This window comes from Streptomyces saintjeani (assembly GCF_055409605.1).
The window spans coordinates 6640230-6655819 of sequence record NZ_CP189624.1; the positions used below are offsets into that span (position 1 = coordinate 6640230).

Sequence of the window (15590 nt, forward strand, 5' to 3'; positions counted from 1 at the left end):
CCGGTCACCAGGGGGGCGGAGGCGCGGTCGCCATCAGCTGTGCCACGACGATCCACACCCCGACCGCGGTCGCCGTCATCCGGAACCTTCGCAGGCGCAGGGCGCAGACCGGGTCGGCTCCGGCGCCGACCGGCCGCCCCGGAGTCGGCGCCGGAGCCCGTCCGGGCAGGACGGGCGCGGCGCCGTCCGGCAGCGGGTCTTCGTCCCGGCGACCCTCCAGCGGCCGGGCCGCTGGAGGTGGTACGGCCCGACGCGAGCGCTCGGCCCGCCGGATCGGCCGGGCGCCGGTCGCGGAAGGAGCGCCGGCGGCCGGGCCCGGTACCAGTCCGTACGCCAGGCCGCCGAGGAACGCCGCGTAGGAGGCCCGGCGCAGACCGGTCGGTGCGGTGCGCCCCGCCTCCCAGGAGCGGACCGTCGACACGGTCACGCCGAACGAGACGGCCACCTGCTCCTCGGTGAGCCGCCACGCCCGGCGCAGCCGTACGCGCTCCTCGGGGGCCGGCAACGGGACTCTTCCGTCACGCCGGCGGGGGTGGGACGGCATGGGCTGCTGGGGCAGAACATCGATCGTCATGACCGTATGACAACCAGTCAGCACATGATGTGACTCTATGCCCTGTGATTCACCCGTGCGCCGTAGTGAGCCGAGGTCAGCCGGGGAAGGCCATCAAGGCGATCGGCGCGGTGGTGGGCTGCTTCGAGCCGCCGTCGGGCTCGACGGTGATGCCCATGCCCGACGCCTGGTCGACGCCGCCTTGCATCAGGACGGCCTGGTCGCCGCGGCCCGGGTCCATCAGCCCGGCGGACCGCATGGTCCCACCGTCGTCGAACCAGAGTTGATAGACCTTGCCGCCGGGCGGACGGGCCATTCCCGAGACGGCGAACACGGCCCTGTCCCGGCTGCGGGAGACGACGACCGTGCCGGTGGCGCCGCCGGCCAGCCCGGACGCCCGGGTCCGGGCGTCCGGCGCGGACAGGACAGCGGCGATCTCGTCGGCGCTCCGGGACGACTGGCGTGCCTCGGCGCGGGCGTCCGCGGCCTGCTGGTGCTGCCACACGGCCGTCCCGCCGAGCGCCGTGGCCGCCGCGAGGCAAGCGGCGAGCGCCCACCGGGACACCAGCGGGGACTTCAGCCCGGCACGCACCGGAGGGACCCGGACGGACGCGCCGGGCCCCTCCTGGCGGACGGTGGTGATCCGGCGCAGCACCTGCTCGCGCAGTGCCGGGGCCGGACGCGTGGTGACGGCCAGGCCCAGACGGGCGGCGGTCGCGCTGAGCTCGGCCGTCTCCTGCGCGCAGGGCTCGCAGCCTGCGAGGTGGCGTTCGAACGAGGCGTTCTCCTCGTCGGACAGGGCGTGCAGGGCGTACGCGCCTGTCAGCCGGTGCAGATCGATGGTCGTCACGCGGTCACCCCCAGGCAGTCGCGCAGCCGGATCAGTCCGTCGCGCAGTCGGGTCTTCACGGTCCCGAGCGGGATCTCCAGTGCCTCGGCGACCTCGCGGTAGGTCAGGCCCCGGTAGTAGGCGAGCGTGACGGACTGGTGCTGGAGCTCGGTCAGCGTGCGCAGGCAGCGCCGCACCTGTTCCCGCTCCAGCCGTGCCTCGACATGCTCGGCCACCTCGTCGTACTCCGGCACCTTGTCGAGCAGCGCGGCCTTGTGGTCCCGGGCCGTCGCGGCGTCCACCGAACGGACCCGGTCCACCGCCCGGCGGTGCGCCAGGGTGAGGATCCAGTTGACCGCCGTTCCGCGATCGGGCCGGTAGCGGGGAGCTGTCCGCCAGACCTCCACCAGGACCTCCTGCGCCACCTCCTCCGACTGCGCGTGATCCCGCAGGACGGCACGCACGACGCCCAGGACCGGGCCCGCGACGATGTCGTACACGCGGGCGAACGCGTCCTCGTTCCCCAGAGCCACCTGCCCCACGAGTTCCTGTAGGTCGGGCCCCGCAGAGGGGTTTCTGATGATATGTACCGCTTCTTCCACCGAGGGCCTCCACCGTCGGGACATGTCCGGGCGTAATCCGTTCCCGTCGGCCACGTGGATTGGTTGCACTCGTGACGAAATTCTCCGACGTCGGTGGCAGAGGACCGGGAACAGCGTGGTCCAGGCCATCCTGCGGGTGCGATGTGATGACCGGCGGCTGCCCCGGAAGGCGGCGCCCACGACGCTCGGGTGATCCCTGCTCGGTCGCGCGGCGAAGTGGACGAGGCGCCGAGCGGCACCGGCTGATTCCGGGGATTCCTGATCGGCGCAGGGCGGCGCCATTGATCCGGCCGGGCGCACCGGAACCACGGGTGTGTGCCGCGTGACGTGGGGGCGGCGGCCTGCGGCTGAACTGCTTCCCGCGAGGCACGACGACCGGTTGACAGCGATGCGGTCCCTGGAGAGGACGGGGCTGGACTCTCCCCTGGGCCGGCCGGCCGCCTTCACAGCCCTGCTCACTGCGCACCGGACCGACGCCGAGCCGCCCCCGCTCGCCAACCACGCGGCGTACGCCGATGGCCGCCCCCCCCCCGCGCGACGGCTCGGGCGCAGTTGCCGAGGTCTGCCCGGCGTTCGCGCTCATCCGGTGGGGGCTGGCCACACACCGGTGACCACGACCTGGACGCCCTGATCTCGGCGGTCGTCGCACGGGCTGCCGCACGGGGCCTGACAGAGGTACCCGTCACCGACCACGAGCGGGCCATGGCTGCCGTCGAGGGCGCCCGTCGGTGTCAACGTCTCCTATTCGTCCTCGTCATTGACGCGTACGAGCGTGCCGCTCCAAAGGCGTCTGTCCACCGGCGGAGCCGCCGCTCCGGCAGAGGCGAGCCCGTTCTTCCGATCGCACCAGTTCACAACCTCCGTGTCCACTCGTTACGACGTTCCAAAGCACACGGATCGGAGAAGCCGCTGCTCAGGGCCCGCCCCCTCAACACTCGATGATGTTCACCGCCAGCCCACCCCGGGCCGTCTCCTTGTACTTCACGCTCATATCCGCCCCCGTCTCCTTCATCGTCTTGATGACCTTGTCGAGAGACACCTTGTGCGACCCGTCCCCCCGCATCGCCATCTTCGCCGCGGTCACCGCCTTCACCGCGGCCATCCCGTTCCGCTCGATGCACGGAATCTGGACCAGCCCCCCCACGGGATCGCAGGTGAGCCCGAGATTGTGCTCCATCCCGATCTCGGCGGCGTTCTCGACCTGTTCCGGCGACCCCCCGAGGACCTCGGCGAGGGCGCCGGCGGCCATCGAGCACGCCGAGCCGACCTCCCCCTGACAGCCGACCTCCGCACCGGAGATGGACGCGTTCTCCTTGAACAGCATCCCGATCGCCCCGGCCGCGAGAAGGAAGCGCACCACGCCGTCCTCGTCCGCGCCGGGCACGAAGTTGATGTAGTAGTGCAGGACGGCGGGGATGATCCCGGCGGCGCCGTTCGTGGGCGCGGTCACGACCCGCCCGCCCGCCGCGTTCTCCTCGTTCACGGCCATGGCGTACAACGTGATCCACTCCATCGAGCGGGCCAACGGATCGCCCTCGGCGCGGAGTTGACGAGCCGTCATGGCGGCCCGGCGTCGAACTCGCAGGCCCCCGGGGAGGATTCCCTCCCGGGACATGCCCCGCGACACGCACGCCTGCATCACCCGCCAGATGTCCAGCAGCCCGGCGCGGATCTCGTCCTCGGTCCGCCAGGCCCGCTCGTTCTCCAGCATCAGGGACGAGATGGAGAGCCCCGTCTCCTGTGTCAGGCGCAGGAGTTCGTCCCCCGTACGGAACGGGTACTTGAGCGCCGTGTCGTCCAGCTTGATGCGATCCGCGCCGACCGCCTCCTCGTCGACCACGAACCCGCCGCCCACGGAGTAGTAGGTCCGCGTGAGGACTTCGGCGCCGGAAGCGTCGTACGCCCAGAGGGTCATCCCGTTCGCGTGGTACGGAAGTGCCTTGCGCCGGTGGAGGATCAGGTCGTCGTCGAAGGAGAACGCGATCTCCCGCTCGCCCAACAGCCGCAGCGAACCGGTGGACTTGATGGCCTCCACCCGCTCGTCCGCGCCCTCGACGTCGACCGTGCGCGGCGAGTTGCCCTCCAGGCCGAGGAGTACGGCCTTCGGCGTCCCGTGGCCGTGACCGGTCGCCCCCAGCGACCCGTACAGCTCCGTCCGCACGGACGCGACCGACCCGAGCACCCCCTCGCTCCGCAGCCGCCGCGCGAACATCCGCGCCGCCCGCATCGGACCGACCGTGTGCGAACTCGAAGGACCGATACCGACCGAGAAGAGGTCGAACACGGAGATGGCCACGGAGACTCCAACCAGAAAGGACGAGAACACACGACGTCGGGTGCCACGCCGGGGACTACGAATGCGGGCGGGGCGGACCAGAAGGCCCCCACCCCGGCGGTGGAGGCCCGAAGACCCGCCTCCACTCCGGCGGAGGAGGCCCGAAGACCCACCCCCACCCCGGCGGGAGCGGCCCCGAGGCCCCCCCCGCCCGGACGGAAGCGGACCCGAAGACCCGCTCCCCGACCGACCGGCCTGCCGACCTACTTGCCCAGCGCCGGGTACAGCGGGTGCTTGTCCGCGAGCGCCTTCACCCGGATCCGCAGCGCCTCCACGTCGTACGACGGCTTCAGCGCCTGAGCGATGACGTCCGCGACCTCGGTGAAGTCCTCGGCCGTGAAGCCGCGCGTGGCGAGCGCGGGCGTCCCGATGCGCAGCCCGGACGTCACCATCGGCGGACGCGGGTCGTCCGGGACGGCGTTGCGGTTGACGGTGATGCCGACCTCGTGGAGCCGGTCCTCGGCCTGCTGCCCGTCGAGCGCGGACTCCCGCAGGTCGACGAGGATCAGGTGGACGTCGGTCCCACCGGACAGGACGTTTACCCCGGCCGCGCGAGCGTCATCGGCGGTGAGCCGCGCGGCGAGAATCCGCGCCCCCTCCACCGTACGCCGCTGCCGCTCCTTGAACTCCTCGGAGCCGGCGACCTTGAACGACACGGCCTTCGCGGCGATGACGTGCTCCAGCGGACCCCCCTGGAACCCGGGAAACACCGAGGAGTTGAGCTTCTTCGCGAAGGACGACTTCGCGAGGATGATCCCCCCGCGCGGCCCGCCCAGCGTCTTGTGCGTCGTGGACGTCACCACATCCGCGTACGGCACCGGGTTGGCGTGCAGCCCCGCCGCCACGAGCCCGGCGAAGTGCGCCATGTCGACCCACAGGTACGCCCCGACCTCGTCGGCGATCCGCCGGAACTCCGCGAAGTCCAGCTCACGCGGATAGGCGGACCACCCGGCGATGATCACCTTCGGCCGGTGCTCGCGCGCGAGCCGCTCCAGCTCCTCCATGTCGACGAGCCCGGTCTCGGGAGACACGTGATAGGCGACGACATTGAACTGCTTGCCGGAGAAGTTGAGCCGCATCCCGTGCGTGAGATGGCCACCGTGCGCGAGGTCGAGCCCGAGGATCGTGTCCCCGGGCTGGGCCAGCGCGAAGAGCGCCGCCTGGTTCGCGGAAGCCCCCGAGTGCGGCTGGACGTTCGCGCACTGAGCCCCGAACAGCTCCTTCACCCGGTCGATGGCGATCTGCTCGGCGACGTCGACGTGCTCGCACCCGCCGTAGTAGCGCCGCCCCGGATACCCCTCGGCGTACTTGTTGGTCAGGACGGACCCCTGCGCCTCCATGACGGCCAGCGGAGCGAAGTTCTCCGAGGCGATCATCTCCAGCGTCGACTGCTGCCGGCCGAGCTCCGCGTCGACGGCGGCGGCGATCTCCGGGTCCAGCTCGTGCAGGGACGTGTTCAGGACAGACATGGGTACGACTCCTCAGCCGGCGGTGTAGGCGGTGTACTCGTCGGCGGACAGCAGGTCGTCCGGCTCACCGGCGACGCGCACCTTGAAGAGCCAACCCCCCGTGAACGGCTCGGAGTTGACCAGCGACGGGTCCTCCGAGACGTTCGGGTTGACCTCGGTGATCTCACCGTCCACCGGCGCGTACAGCTCGCTCACCGACTTGGTCGACTCCAGCTCGCCGCAGGACTCGCCCGCGGTCACGGCGGCGCCGACCGCCGGCAGCTCGACGAAGACGACGTCACCGAGGGCGTTCGCCGCGTGCTCGGTGATCCCGACCGTCGCCACGCCGTCCTCGGCGGGCGAGATCCACTCGTGTTCCTTGCTGTAGCGCAGGTTCTGGGGGTTGCTCATGGCCTGAATTCTCCTGTACGCGGGGGAGTGCTGGTGAATGGGGGACTGCGGAAGAGCTACTTCTGGCGCTGGTAGAACGGCAGAGCCACGACCTCGTACGCCTCGTGGCTCCCCCGGATGTCGACGCCGACCCCGTCCGTCCCCGGCGCCGCGTGCGCCGCGTCGACGTACGCCATCGCGATCGGCCTGCCCAGCGTGGGGGAGGGGGCGCCGGAGGTCACCTCGCCGATGACGGCGCCGCCCGCGACGACGTCGTACCCGGCACGCGGCACGCGCCGCCCGGCGGCGACCAGCCCGACCAGCACCCGGGGCGGCTTGCGCTCGGCGAGCGCGGCGGCTTCGGTGAGGGCCTCGCGCCCCACGAAGTCCCCGTCCTTGCCGAACTTCACGACCCGCCCGAGCCCGGCGTCGAAGGGCGTCAGGGCCGTCGACAGCTCATGCCCGTACAGCGGCATGCCCGCTTCGAGCCGCAGCGTGTCCCGGCAGGAGAGGCCGCAGGGGACGGGACCCCGGGCGGCCAGCGCCTCCCACAGCGCCACCGCGTCGGAGGGCGCCACGAACAGCTCGAACCCGTCCTCACCGGTGTACCCGGTCCGCGCGATCAGCGCCGGCACCCCGGCGACCGTCCCCGGCAGCCCGGCGTAGTACTTCAGCCCGGCGAGATCGGCGTCGGTGAGTGCGCCCAGAACCGCGGAAGCCTCCGGCCCCTGCACGGCGATCAGCGCATACGCGTCCCGGTCGTCGCGCACGAGCGCGTCGAACCCGGCGGCCCGCTCGGTCAGCGCGTCCAGCACGACCTGCGCGTTCGACGCGTTCGCGACGACCATGAACTCGGTCTCGGCGAGCCGGTAGACGATCAGGTCGTCCAGGATGCCGCCGTCGGCCCGGCAGATCATCGTGTAGCGGGCCCGGCCCACCTTGACCGCCGCGAGGTCGCCGACCAGCGCGTAGTTCAGCAGCGCCGCGGCCTCGGGCCCGGTGACGGTGATCTCGCCCATGTGCGAGAGGTCGAAGAGCCCCGCGCGGGTACGGACGGCGGTGTGCTCCTCGCGCTCCGAGCCGTAGCGCAGCGGCATGTCCCAGCCCGCGAAGTCGGTCATGGTCGCGCCGAGCGAGCGGTGCAGGGCATCGAGCGCGGTACGCCGGGGTACGGCGGAACTGCTGGTCATCGGGCGTTCGTCTCCCAGGTGTGACGGGGTGGGCAAGGGCTTCCCGTACGGATACGGGAAGGTCCTCCCCATCTGTCATCGGAACCTGAGAGGTTCGCCGTGACCCTCGCGGGAACACGGCTTGCACCTTGGGTGGGACCACCGGGGCGGCCCGCTTTTCAGATGTGCCTCGCCCACGCGGTAACGGTGCCTGAGAGATTCAAGGGAGGGACTTGCTCCTTCGGCGCCCCGGCGACACAAAAGCCGGGGACTCTCCCGCGCGGATTCGAACGGCCGGTATGCAGTTGGCGCGGCCATCATCGCACGCCGGCCCCGCCGCGCGGCAGGCCGGATCTGTAACGGGGCTGTGTCAGGAAGCGCACCAAATCACGAGACAGATTCCATTACCTTCTCTTTACTGTCTATGGGGAGACCCGTAACTGACGGGACTGCTCCAAGGGGAGGACGATCTACGGTGAACAGGACAACGGCGTACGCGACGGCGCTGCCCGCACAGCCCGCGGCGCCCGCGAGGGAGAGCCGCGCCGGGCACCCCGCGCCGGTCGTCCGCGACCTGCGCGACCGCGAAGGACACAGCCCGCACGCCCTCCTCTTCGGCCCCCGCGACCTCGTCGTCGTCACCGGCCTGCCCGGCAGCGGCAAGTCCACGCTGATGCGCCGCACGGTCCACGGCACCGGCATCGACTCCCAGGACACGAGAGACCGCTGGGACGCGCGGACGCCCGCCTGGCTGCCGTACGCCGTCTACCGCCCCCTCGTCCGCCTCGCGCACTACGCGGGCCTGTGGCGCGCCCTGCGCTCCGGCAAGGGCGTCGTCGTCCACGACTGCGGCACCCAGTCCTGGGTACGGAACTGGCTCGCCCGCGCGTCCCGCCGCCGGGGCGGCACCCTGCACCTCCTCCTCCTGGACGTCACCCCGGACACGGCCCTGGAGGGCCAGCGCGAGCGGGGCCGGGGCGTCTCCCGGTACGCGTTCCTGCGCCACCGGCACGCCGCGTCCCGCCTGATCAGGTCGGTGGAGAAGGGGAACCTGCCGGACGGCTGCGAGGCGGCGATACTCCTGGACCGACCGGCCGCCGACGTCCTGCGCAGGATCGCGTTCACCCGGGGCTGAACCCGCCCTGCCCGGCGCCCCCTTAAGCTTTGCCTCTTCGACAGCGGTTTTCAGCAGGCGGTATACAGCGATGGACTTCCCGACCGACTTCCCGGCCCCCGCACACCCCCACTCCCACGGCGGCTGGCCGGGGAACGAGCTGGAGGAGGTGCTCTCCGCCTCCCTGGGCGTGCCGTCAGCGGGCGGCCGAATAATCGAGGTCCTCGCGCGCAGCTTCGTCTGGATCCCGCTCCCCAACGGCGGCGGCCCCCGCAGCGGCCCCCTCGACCTCCCCACGATCGACGTCGCAGGCCAGGTGTACGTCCCCGTCTTCACCTCCGAGGAACAGTTCCGCCAGGTCACCGGCTCCCACATGGCGTACACGATCGCCCCGGCGGTCGAGTTCGCGAAGGGCCTCCCCCCGCAGGTCGGCATCGCCCTCAACCCCGACGGCGTCGTAGGCGTCCCCCTCCCCCCGCAGGCGGTGGCGGACCTCTGCCGAGCGGACCGCCCCCCCCTGCACGGCACGGCCTCCGGCGCCCGCGTCCGCCTCTTCGAGCCGGACTGGCAGGACGACCCGATGGACTTCCTCACGGAGGCGTCCAGGGAGTTCGAGGCGACGGGAGTGGTCCTCACGGCCCGCCGCTGCCTCGCGGCGATAGAGACCTCGGAACCGGTGATGTTCGTAGGAGTCGAACTCACCCACTGGGAAGGCGAGTTCGGCGAACGCCCGCTGGACGCGCTCGGCAGGGCGCTGGGCCGGGTCCCGGTCCCGTGGGGAGTCAACCTGATCCTCCTGGACGCGGCACAGGACCCGGTGGGGGAGTGGCTGAGGACGAACGTCCGGCCGTTCTACTCCCGCACCGGGTAGAAACCCGTCCGCTACCCGTCGTCCACCCAACCGGCGAACCCCCCGTGGGCGCTTAAGCTTGACCCCGACGCAGGGCAACAGGCATACACGGGGCAATTTTTACGAAGGGTCGGTAAAGACGTGAGCGTGAGCGGCACCGCTGCGGCCGGCCAGGTCGAGCACATGCTGCGCCAGGTCACGCCTGGCCGCTACGACGCCTACGAGGCACTCCTGCGCGCGCTCTCGACCCCCACCACCGGCCAGGTCTGGATGCTGCTGTGGCACGGCCAGTCCGGCTCCCCGGACGCCCAGTACGGCTCGATGGAGGTGGACGGCCACGGGTACGCGCCCTGCGTGACGTCCGCCCAGGAGCTGTCCGCGAGCGGCTGGAACCGTTCGTACGAGGTGGTGGACGGCCTCGACGCGGCCCGCACCCTGTACCCGGACCGCCACGGCCTGTGGCTGAACCCGCACGCGCCGGGCGGCGGCGTCGGCGTCCCCTGGCCGGACCTGCGCCGCATCGCGACGGGCCTGGACCGCCAGCCCCCCGGCCCGCTGCGCCTGTCGGACCCGGCGGTGGAGATCCCGCACTTCTACGCCCTCCTCGGCCAGAACGCCCACCGCACCCCCGCGATCAGGGCGCTGCGCCGCGCCTGGGTCCAGCCGGCCCTGGGCCAGCCGTACCTGTCGATCGGCCTGGACGTGTACGACGCGTCCCCGCAGTCCGTCGACGCGGTGCGCGCGATGATGCAGCAGTCGATCGGCGCCGTCCCCGACGGCCTGTCCGTGTCGACGGTCGCGATGACCGACGAGTACGACCCGGTCGTCATGTGGATGCGGGCCAACGCCCGCCCGTTCTACGACCGCGAGGCGCACGCCCCGGCGCAGCAGTCCCCGGCGGCCGGTTACGGCTACCCGGCGACCCCCGGCGCGTACTGATCCGCCCCACGCGCCACTTCCTACCCACGAGTACGTCCTGACGCTCCGTCATCTCAGGAAACCCGCTCGTTACACCGACCCGTGTTCATCTCCGCGCGTAGAGCGAACCGGTACACGCTACTGTGCCCTGAATTACCGACTTGCCCTCGTCCGAGGGCCGTTACCCACTGTTCGGATAACGGAAGCCAACGGTCGGCATCACGGTTGTGCATACTTTCGGCGCCGCATCTGGCGCGTGATCACGAGCGCGTTGAAGACTCGCCTCCCATAAGACGCGAGTAAGGCCGGTCACCACCGGCGGGAAGGGTCAGTGCACTGTGACCGCACCGATCGAGACCACCGGGTCGGAGGCAGGAGCACAGCCGGAGGCCGTGCTCGCCGGGGCCAGCCAGAGCCAGATCGAAGGGCGTTCACTCACCCAGATCGCCTGGACCCGGTTCAAGCGCGACAAGCTGGCTGTGGCCGGCGGCATCGTCGTCGTCCTGCTCGTCCTCATGGCGATCCTCGCCAAGCCCATCGAGTCCGTCTTCGGCCTCGACCCGAACGAGTTCCACCAGGACCTCATCGACCCGGCGATGCAGGCGCCCATCGGCGGCTGGGGCGGCATGAGCTGGGACCACCCGCTCGGCGTCGACCCGCAGTACGGCCGCGACATGCTCGCCCGCATCATCGACGGGTCCTGGGTCTCCCTGCTCGTCGCGGGCGGCGCCACCCTGCTGTCGGTGGTCATCGGCACGGTCCTCGGGGTCGTCGCCGGCTACTACGGCGGCTGGGTCGACTCGATCATCAGCCGGCTGATGGACACCTTCCTCGCCTTCCCGCTGCTGCTCTTCGCCATCGCCATCTCGGCCTCCGTCCAGGACGGCTTCTTCGGCCTGAACGGGCTCCCGCTGCGGATCTGCGTACTGATCTTCGTGATCGGCTTCTTCAGCTGGCCGTACATCGGCCGTATCGTGCGCGCCCAGACGATGACCCTGCGCAAACGGGAGTTCGTCGAAGCCGCGCACAGCCTCGGCGCACGCGGACCGTACGTCCTGTTCCGCGAACTCCTCCCGAACCTCGTCGCGCCGATCCTCGTCTACTCGACGCTGATCATCCCGACGAACATCCTCTTCGAGGCCAGCCTGAGCTTCCTCGGGGTCGGTATCGCCCCGCCGCAGGCGTCCTGGGGCGGAATGCTCAGCAACGCCGTGGATCTCTACACAGCTGATCCGCAGTACATGTTCGTGCCCGGACTGGCGATCTTCATCACCGTCCTGGCGTTCAACCTGCTGGGTGACGGGCTGCGCGACGCACTCGACCCTCGCAGCAAGTGATCCCACAGTGATTTACATCGACAGAGGGGGCTTTCCTCGGTGAAGACCAGAAGAGTGACCGCCGCGATCGCGTCGGTCCTGGCGATCTCGCTGGGCGCTTCCGCCTGTGGCGGAGACAGCGACAGCGGTGGCGGCTCCGCCAAGGGGAAGAAGGACGAGGCTCTGACGTCGGTCGTCAACGTCTCGAACAAGAAGGGGGGCACCCTCAGCTTCGAGCACTCGGACGTGGCGGACTCCCTGGACCCGGGCAACACCTACTACGGCTGGGTGCAGAACTTCTCGCGCCTGTACGGCCGTACGCTCACCACGTTCAAGCCGGCCGCCGGCAAGGACGGCCTGACCGTCGTCCCCGACCTCGCCGAGTCGCTGGGCACGCCCAGCGCCGACGCCAAGACGTGGACGTACAAGCTGCGCACCGGCGTCAAGTTCCAGGACGGGACCCCGGTCACGTCCAAGGACGTCAAGTACGCCATCGAGCGCTCCAACTTCGCGCCCGAGGTGCTGTCCAACGGTCCGACGTACTTCAAGTCGTACCTGCTCGGCGGCGACAAGTACACGGGTCCCTACAAGGACAAGAACCCGAACGGCCTCGCGTCCATCGAGACGCCGGACGCGCAGACCATCGTGTTCAAGCTGAAGCAGCCGTTCGCGGACTTCGACTACCTGGCGACCTTCTCGCAGACGGCCCCCGTGCCGGCCGCGAAGGACGACGGCGCCAAGTACGTCCAGCACATGGTCTCCTCGGGCCCCTACCAGTTCCAGTCCTACGAGGAGGGCCGCAGCGCCACCCTCGTGCGGAACCCGCAGTGGGACGCCAAGACGGACCCGATCCGCAAGGCCCTGCCGGACAAGATCACGATCAAGTTCAAGGTCAACCCGGTCACGATCGACAACGACCTGATCTCCGACCGGGTCACCGTCGACGCCGCCGGTGCCGGTGTCCAGGCCGCGACCCAGCCGAAGGTGCTGACCGGCAAGAAGGCCAACCAGACGGACAGCTCGTACGCCGGTGCCACGCAGTACATCGCGCTGAACCAGAACGTCGAGCCGTTCAACAACATCAACTGCCGCAAGGCCGTGCAGTACGGCGTCGACAAGCAGTCCATCCTGGACGCGGCCGGCGGTTCGCCGAAGGGTGACATCGCCACCACGCTGCTGCCGCCGTCGGTCAACGGCTACACCAAGTTCGACACCTACCCGTCGGCCGGCAACAAGGGCGACGCGGCCAAGGTCAAGGAATTCCTGACCGCGTGCGGCAAGCCGAACGGCTTCAGCACGATCCTGACCGCCCGCTCCGACCGTCCCGCCGAGATCGCGCAGGCCACGGCCGTCCAGGCGTCGCTGAAGAAGTACGGCATCAACGTCGAGATCCGGCAGTTCCCGGCCGGCAAGTACTTCTCGAACTTCGCCGGTGTCCCGTCCTACGTGCACCAGCAGAAGCTCGGCATGCTGTCCATGGCGTGGGGTGCCGACTGGCCGACCGGCTTCGGCTTCCTGGACCAGATCGTCAACGGCTCCGCCATCAAGCCCTCGGGCGGCAACAACCTGATGGAGCTGAACGACCCGAAGATCAACGCGGCCCTCGCCGCCACGATCGCCAACACCGACGCCACCGCCCGCACCAAGGGCTGGGGCGACATCGACAAGATGGTCATGGACACCGCCACGGTCGTCCCGACCCTCTACCGCAAGAACTTGCTCTTCCGGCCTGCGTCCGCGACCAACGTCACGGTCACTCAGGCGTACCTGGGCATGTACGACTACCTGCTGATGAGCTCCTCCAAGTAGAAGCCCCAGAGCAGGCCGGAATCTTCTCGAAAGGCAGGTGAAGGTTCCGGGTGGCGGGGACGGACACGCTCCGACCCCGCCGCCCGGAGCCGGACAGCTGTGGCTGCGTACATCATCCGGCGCGTATTCGGCGCCCTGGTACTGCTGCTGGTGGTCAGCGCAGTCACCTTCGCGATCTTCTTCCTGGTACCTCGGCTCGGCGGCCAGACCGCCGACCAGCTCGCCACGCAGTACGTCGGCAAGGACGCCAACCCCGACTCCGTGCTCGCGATCAAGAAGAACCTGGGCTTCGACCAGCCCATCTACACCCAGTACTGGCACTTCATCAAGGCGCTGTTCGTCGGCGCCGACTACAAGTTCGGCCCGGACGCCACCCACTGCGACGCGCCCTGCTTCGGCTACTCCTTCAAGAGCCACGTCGAGGTCTGGCCGCAGCTCACCGAGCGCATCCCGGTCTCCTTCTCGCTCGCCGTCGGCGCGGCCGTGATCTGGCTGATCTTCGGTGTCACCACCGGCGTCATCTCCGCGCTGCGCAAGGGCAGCCCCGTCGACCGCGTCTCCATGTTCATCGCGCTCGCCGGCGTCTCCCTCCCGATCTTCTTCACCGGCCAGGTCCTCAGCGCCCTGTTCGTGTACGAGATCCCCATCTGGGACTCCATCGACTACATCCCGTTCACGCAGAACCCGGCGGAATGGGCCTGGCACCTCCTGCTGCCCTGGATCAGCCTCGCGTTCCTGTTCTCCGCGCTCTATGCCCGCCTCACCCGGGCGGGGATGCTGGAGACCATGGGCGAGGACTACATCCGCACGGCCCGCGCCAAGGGCCTGAAGGAGACGACGGTCGTCACCCGGCACGGCCTGCGCGCCGCGCTCACCCCGATCGTCACCATCTTCGGCATGGACTTCGGCACGCTGGTCGGTACGGCCGTCCTCACCGAGACCGTCTTCTCCCTCCAGGGCATCGGCGCCTACTCGGTCCAGTCGATCCGGGACAACGACCTGCCCATCGTCATGGGCGTCACCCTGGTCGCCGCGTTCTTCATCGTCTTCTGCAACCTCGTCGTCGACCTGGTGTACGCAGCCATCGACCCCCGGGTGAGGTACTCGTGAGCAAGCTCGACAAAGCGGCCCCGGGCGAGCCGGTCGCCGACGCCCCCGACGACACGTTCCTCTCCGTCCGCGATCTGAAGATCCACTTCAACACGGACGACGGCCTCGTCAAGTCCGTCGACGGTGTCAGCTTCGACGTACGGCGCGGACGCACCCTCGGCATCGTCGGCGAGTCCGGCTCCGGCAAGTCCGTCACCTCGCTGGGTCTCATGGGCCTGCACCGCTCCGCCCGCAACGCCCGCGTCAGCGGTGAAGTGTGGCTGGACGGGCAGGAGCTGATCGGCGCCCACAACGACGAGGTACGCCGGCTGCGCGGCCGGAAGATGGCGATGATCTTCCAGGACCCGCTGTCCGCGATGCACCCGTACTACACGATCGGGCAGCAGATCGTGGAGGCGTACCGGGTCCACAACGAGGTCACCAAGAAGGAAGCCCGCAAGCGCGCCGTCGAGATGCTCGACCGGGTCGGCATCCCCGAGCCGGACCAGCGCGTGGACGGCTATCCCCACGAGTTCTCCGGCGGTATGCGCCAGCGCGCGATGATCGCCATGGCGCTCGTCAACAACCCCGAGCTGCTCATCGCCGACGAGCCGACCACCGCGCTCGACGTGACCGTCCAGGCGCAGATCCTCGACCTGATCCGCGACCTCCAGAAGGAGTTCGGCTCCGCGGTCATCATGATCACGCACGACCTGGGCGTCGTCGCGGAGATGGCCGACGACCTGCTCGTCATGTACGGCGGTCGCTGCGTCGAACGCGGGTCGGCCGAGGACGTGTTCGCGGAACCCCGGCACCCGTACACCTGGGGCCTGCTGGGCTCGATGCCGCGCCTCGACCGCGACGACACGGACCGGCTCATCCCGATCAAGGGCGCCCCGCCCTCGCTCATCAACATCCCGTCCGGCTGCGCCTTCAACCCGCGCTGCCCGTACGCGGACCTCCCCAAGGACAACGTCACCCGCACGGTCCGCCCCGACCTCACCGAGGTCGGCACCGGCCACTGGGCCGCCTGCCATCTCGGGCAGGAACAGCGGGAGCGGATCTGGAACGAAGAGATTGCGCCGAAGCTGTGAGCGATGCTGTGCCTTCCCGGGGGACGACCCCCGGACCCCCGGCAGAAAAACAGGCCAGCCTGGAGGACCGGCAT

At 70.0% G+C, this 15590-nt stretch carries 14 protein-coding genes and 2 riboswitches; of the genes, 7 read left to right on the forward strand and 7 right to left on the reverse strand.

Annotated elements, in window-relative coordinates; translation table 11 throughout:
- Nucleotides 1–4 precede the first annotated feature (4 nt).
- The 7 genes from ACQCO7_RS30335 to gcvT form a co-directional block, all read right to left on the reverse strand.
- Entirely contained in the window at nucleotides 5–574 is a 570-nt protein-coding gene (locus tag ACQCO7_RS30335) for a helix-turn-helix domain-containing protein (RefSeq protein ID WP_464074793.1), read from the reverse strand.
- Between the two features lie 76 nt (nucleotides 575–650).
- The gene (locus ACQCO7_RS30340; protein WP_464074794.1) at nucleotides 651–1403 is read right to left on the reverse strand and encodes an anti-sigma factor; all 753 of its coding nucleotides are present in this window, start codon (nucleotides 1401–1403) and stop codon (nucleotides 651–653) included.
- On the reverse strand, nucleotides 1400–1984 hold the full coding sequence (locus ACQCO7_RS30345) for a sigma-70 family RNA polymerase sigma factor (protein WP_464074795.1): 585 nt from the start codon (nucleotides 1982–1984) through the stop codon (nucleotides 1400–1402). Before ACQCO7_RS30345 ends, ACQCO7_RS30340 begins: the two co-directional genes overlap by 4 nt.
- A gap of 928 nt (nucleotides 1985–2912) precedes the next feature.
- A complete protein-coding gene (locus ACQCO7_RS30350; RefSeq protein ID WP_010356843.1) occupies nucleotides 2913–4280 on the reverse strand; it encodes an L-serine ammonia-lyase in 1368 nt (455 codons plus the stop codon).
- Nucleotides 4281–4522: 242 nt separating this feature from the next.
- Nucleotides 4523–5788 carry a serine hydroxymethyltransferase gene (gene glyA / locus ACQCO7_RS30355; RefSeq protein WP_464074796.1) on the reverse strand — a complete coding sequence of 422 codons (1266 nt, stop codon included), beginning with the start codon at nucleotides 5786–5788 and terminating at the stop codon, nucleotides 4523–4525.
- Nucleotides 5789–5800: 12 nt separating this feature from the next.
- Entirely contained in the window at nucleotides 5801–6178 is a 378-nt protein-coding gene (gene gcvH / locus ACQCO7_RS30360) for a glycine cleavage system protein GcvH (protein WP_464074797.1), read from the reverse strand.
- A gap of 56 nt (nucleotides 6179–6234) precedes the next feature.
- On the reverse strand, nucleotides 6235–7347 hold the full coding sequence (gene gcvT, locus ACQCO7_RS30365; RefSeq protein WP_464074798.1) for a glycine cleavage system aminomethyltransferase GcvT: 1113 nt from the start codon (nucleotides 7345–7347) through the stop codon (nucleotides 6235–6237).
- Nucleotides 7348–7409: 62 nt separating this feature from the next.
- Nucleotides 7410–7515, reverse strand: a riboswitch (glycine riboswitch).
- Nucleotides 7516–7615: riboswitch (glycine riboswitch) on the reverse strand. It lies immediately after the preceding riboswitch.
- 186 nt (nucleotides 7616–7801) lie between these two features.
- Here gcvT and ACQCO7_RS30370 point away from each other — a divergent pair.
- From ACQCO7_RS30370 to ACQCO7_RS30400, 7 genes are all read left to right on the forward strand, one after another.
- Nucleotides 7802–8461, forward strand: coding sequence for an AAA family ATPase (locus ACQCO7_RS30370; RefSeq protein ID WP_464074799.1), 660 nt, complete (start codon nucleotides 7802–7804; stop codon nucleotides 8459–8461).
- 70 nt (nucleotides 8462–8531) lie between these two features.
- Nucleotides 8532–9311 carry an enhanced serine sensitivity protein SseB gene (locus tag ACQCO7_RS30375; protein WP_464074800.1) on the forward strand — a complete coding sequence of 260 codons (780 nt, stop codon included), beginning with the start codon at nucleotides 8532–8534 and terminating at the stop codon, nucleotides 9309–9311.
- A 120-nt stretch (nucleotides 9312–9431) separates the two neighbouring features.
- Entirely contained in the window at nucleotides 9432–10229 is a 798-nt protein-coding gene (locus ACQCO7_RS30380) for an enhanced serine sensitivity protein SseB C-terminal domain-containing protein (protein ID WP_464074801.1), read from the forward strand.
- 317 nt (nucleotides 10230–10546) lie between these two features.
- On the forward strand, nucleotides 10547–11545 hold the full coding sequence (locus tag ACQCO7_RS30385; RefSeq protein WP_010356850.1) for an ABC transporter permease: 999 nt from the start codon (nucleotides 10547–10549) through the stop codon (nucleotides 11543–11545).
- 39 nt (nucleotides 11546–11584) lie between these two features.
- Nucleotides 11585–13333 (forward strand): ABC transporter substrate-binding protein, encoded by a 1749-nt coding sequence (locus tag ACQCO7_RS30390; protein WP_464074802.1) that lies wholly within the window; start codon nucleotides 11585–11587, stop codon nucleotides 13331–13333.
- Nucleotides 13334–13432: 99 nt separating this feature from the next.
- A complete protein-coding gene (locus ACQCO7_RS30395) occupies nucleotides 13433–14443 on the forward strand; it encodes an ABC transporter permease (RefSeq protein ID WP_464074803.1) in 1011 nt (336 codons plus the stop codon).
- Complete coding sequence (locus ACQCO7_RS30400; RefSeq protein WP_464074804.1) at nucleotides 14440–15516, forward strand: ABC transporter ATP-binding protein; 1077 nt, start codon at nucleotides 14440–14442, stop codon at nucleotides 15514–15516. Before ACQCO7_RS30395 ends, ACQCO7_RS30400 begins: the two co-directional genes overlap by 4 nt.
- Nucleotides 15517–15590 lie beyond the last annotated feature (74 nt).

Coding starts and splice junctions, on each gene's coding strand:
- ACQCO7_RS30335 (WP_464074793.1), bottom strand. CDS start 574: ATGACGATCGATGTTCTGCCCCAGCAGCCCATGCCGTCCCACCCCCGC.
- glyA (WP_464074796.1), bottom strand. CDS start 5,788: ATGTCTGTCCTGAACACGTCCCTGCACGAGCTGGACCCGGAGATCGCC.
- gcvH (WP_464074797.1), bottom strand. CDS start 6,178: ATGAGCAACCCCCAGAACCTGCGCTACAGCAAGGAACACGAGTGGATC.
- gcvT (WP_464074798.1), bottom strand. CDS start 7,347: ATGACCAGCAGTTCCGCCGTACCCCGGCGTACCGCGCTCGATGCCCTG.
- ACQCO7_RS30375 (WP_464074800.1), top strand. CDS start 8,532: ATGGACTTCCCGACCGACTTCCCGGCCCCCGCACACCCCCACTCCCAC.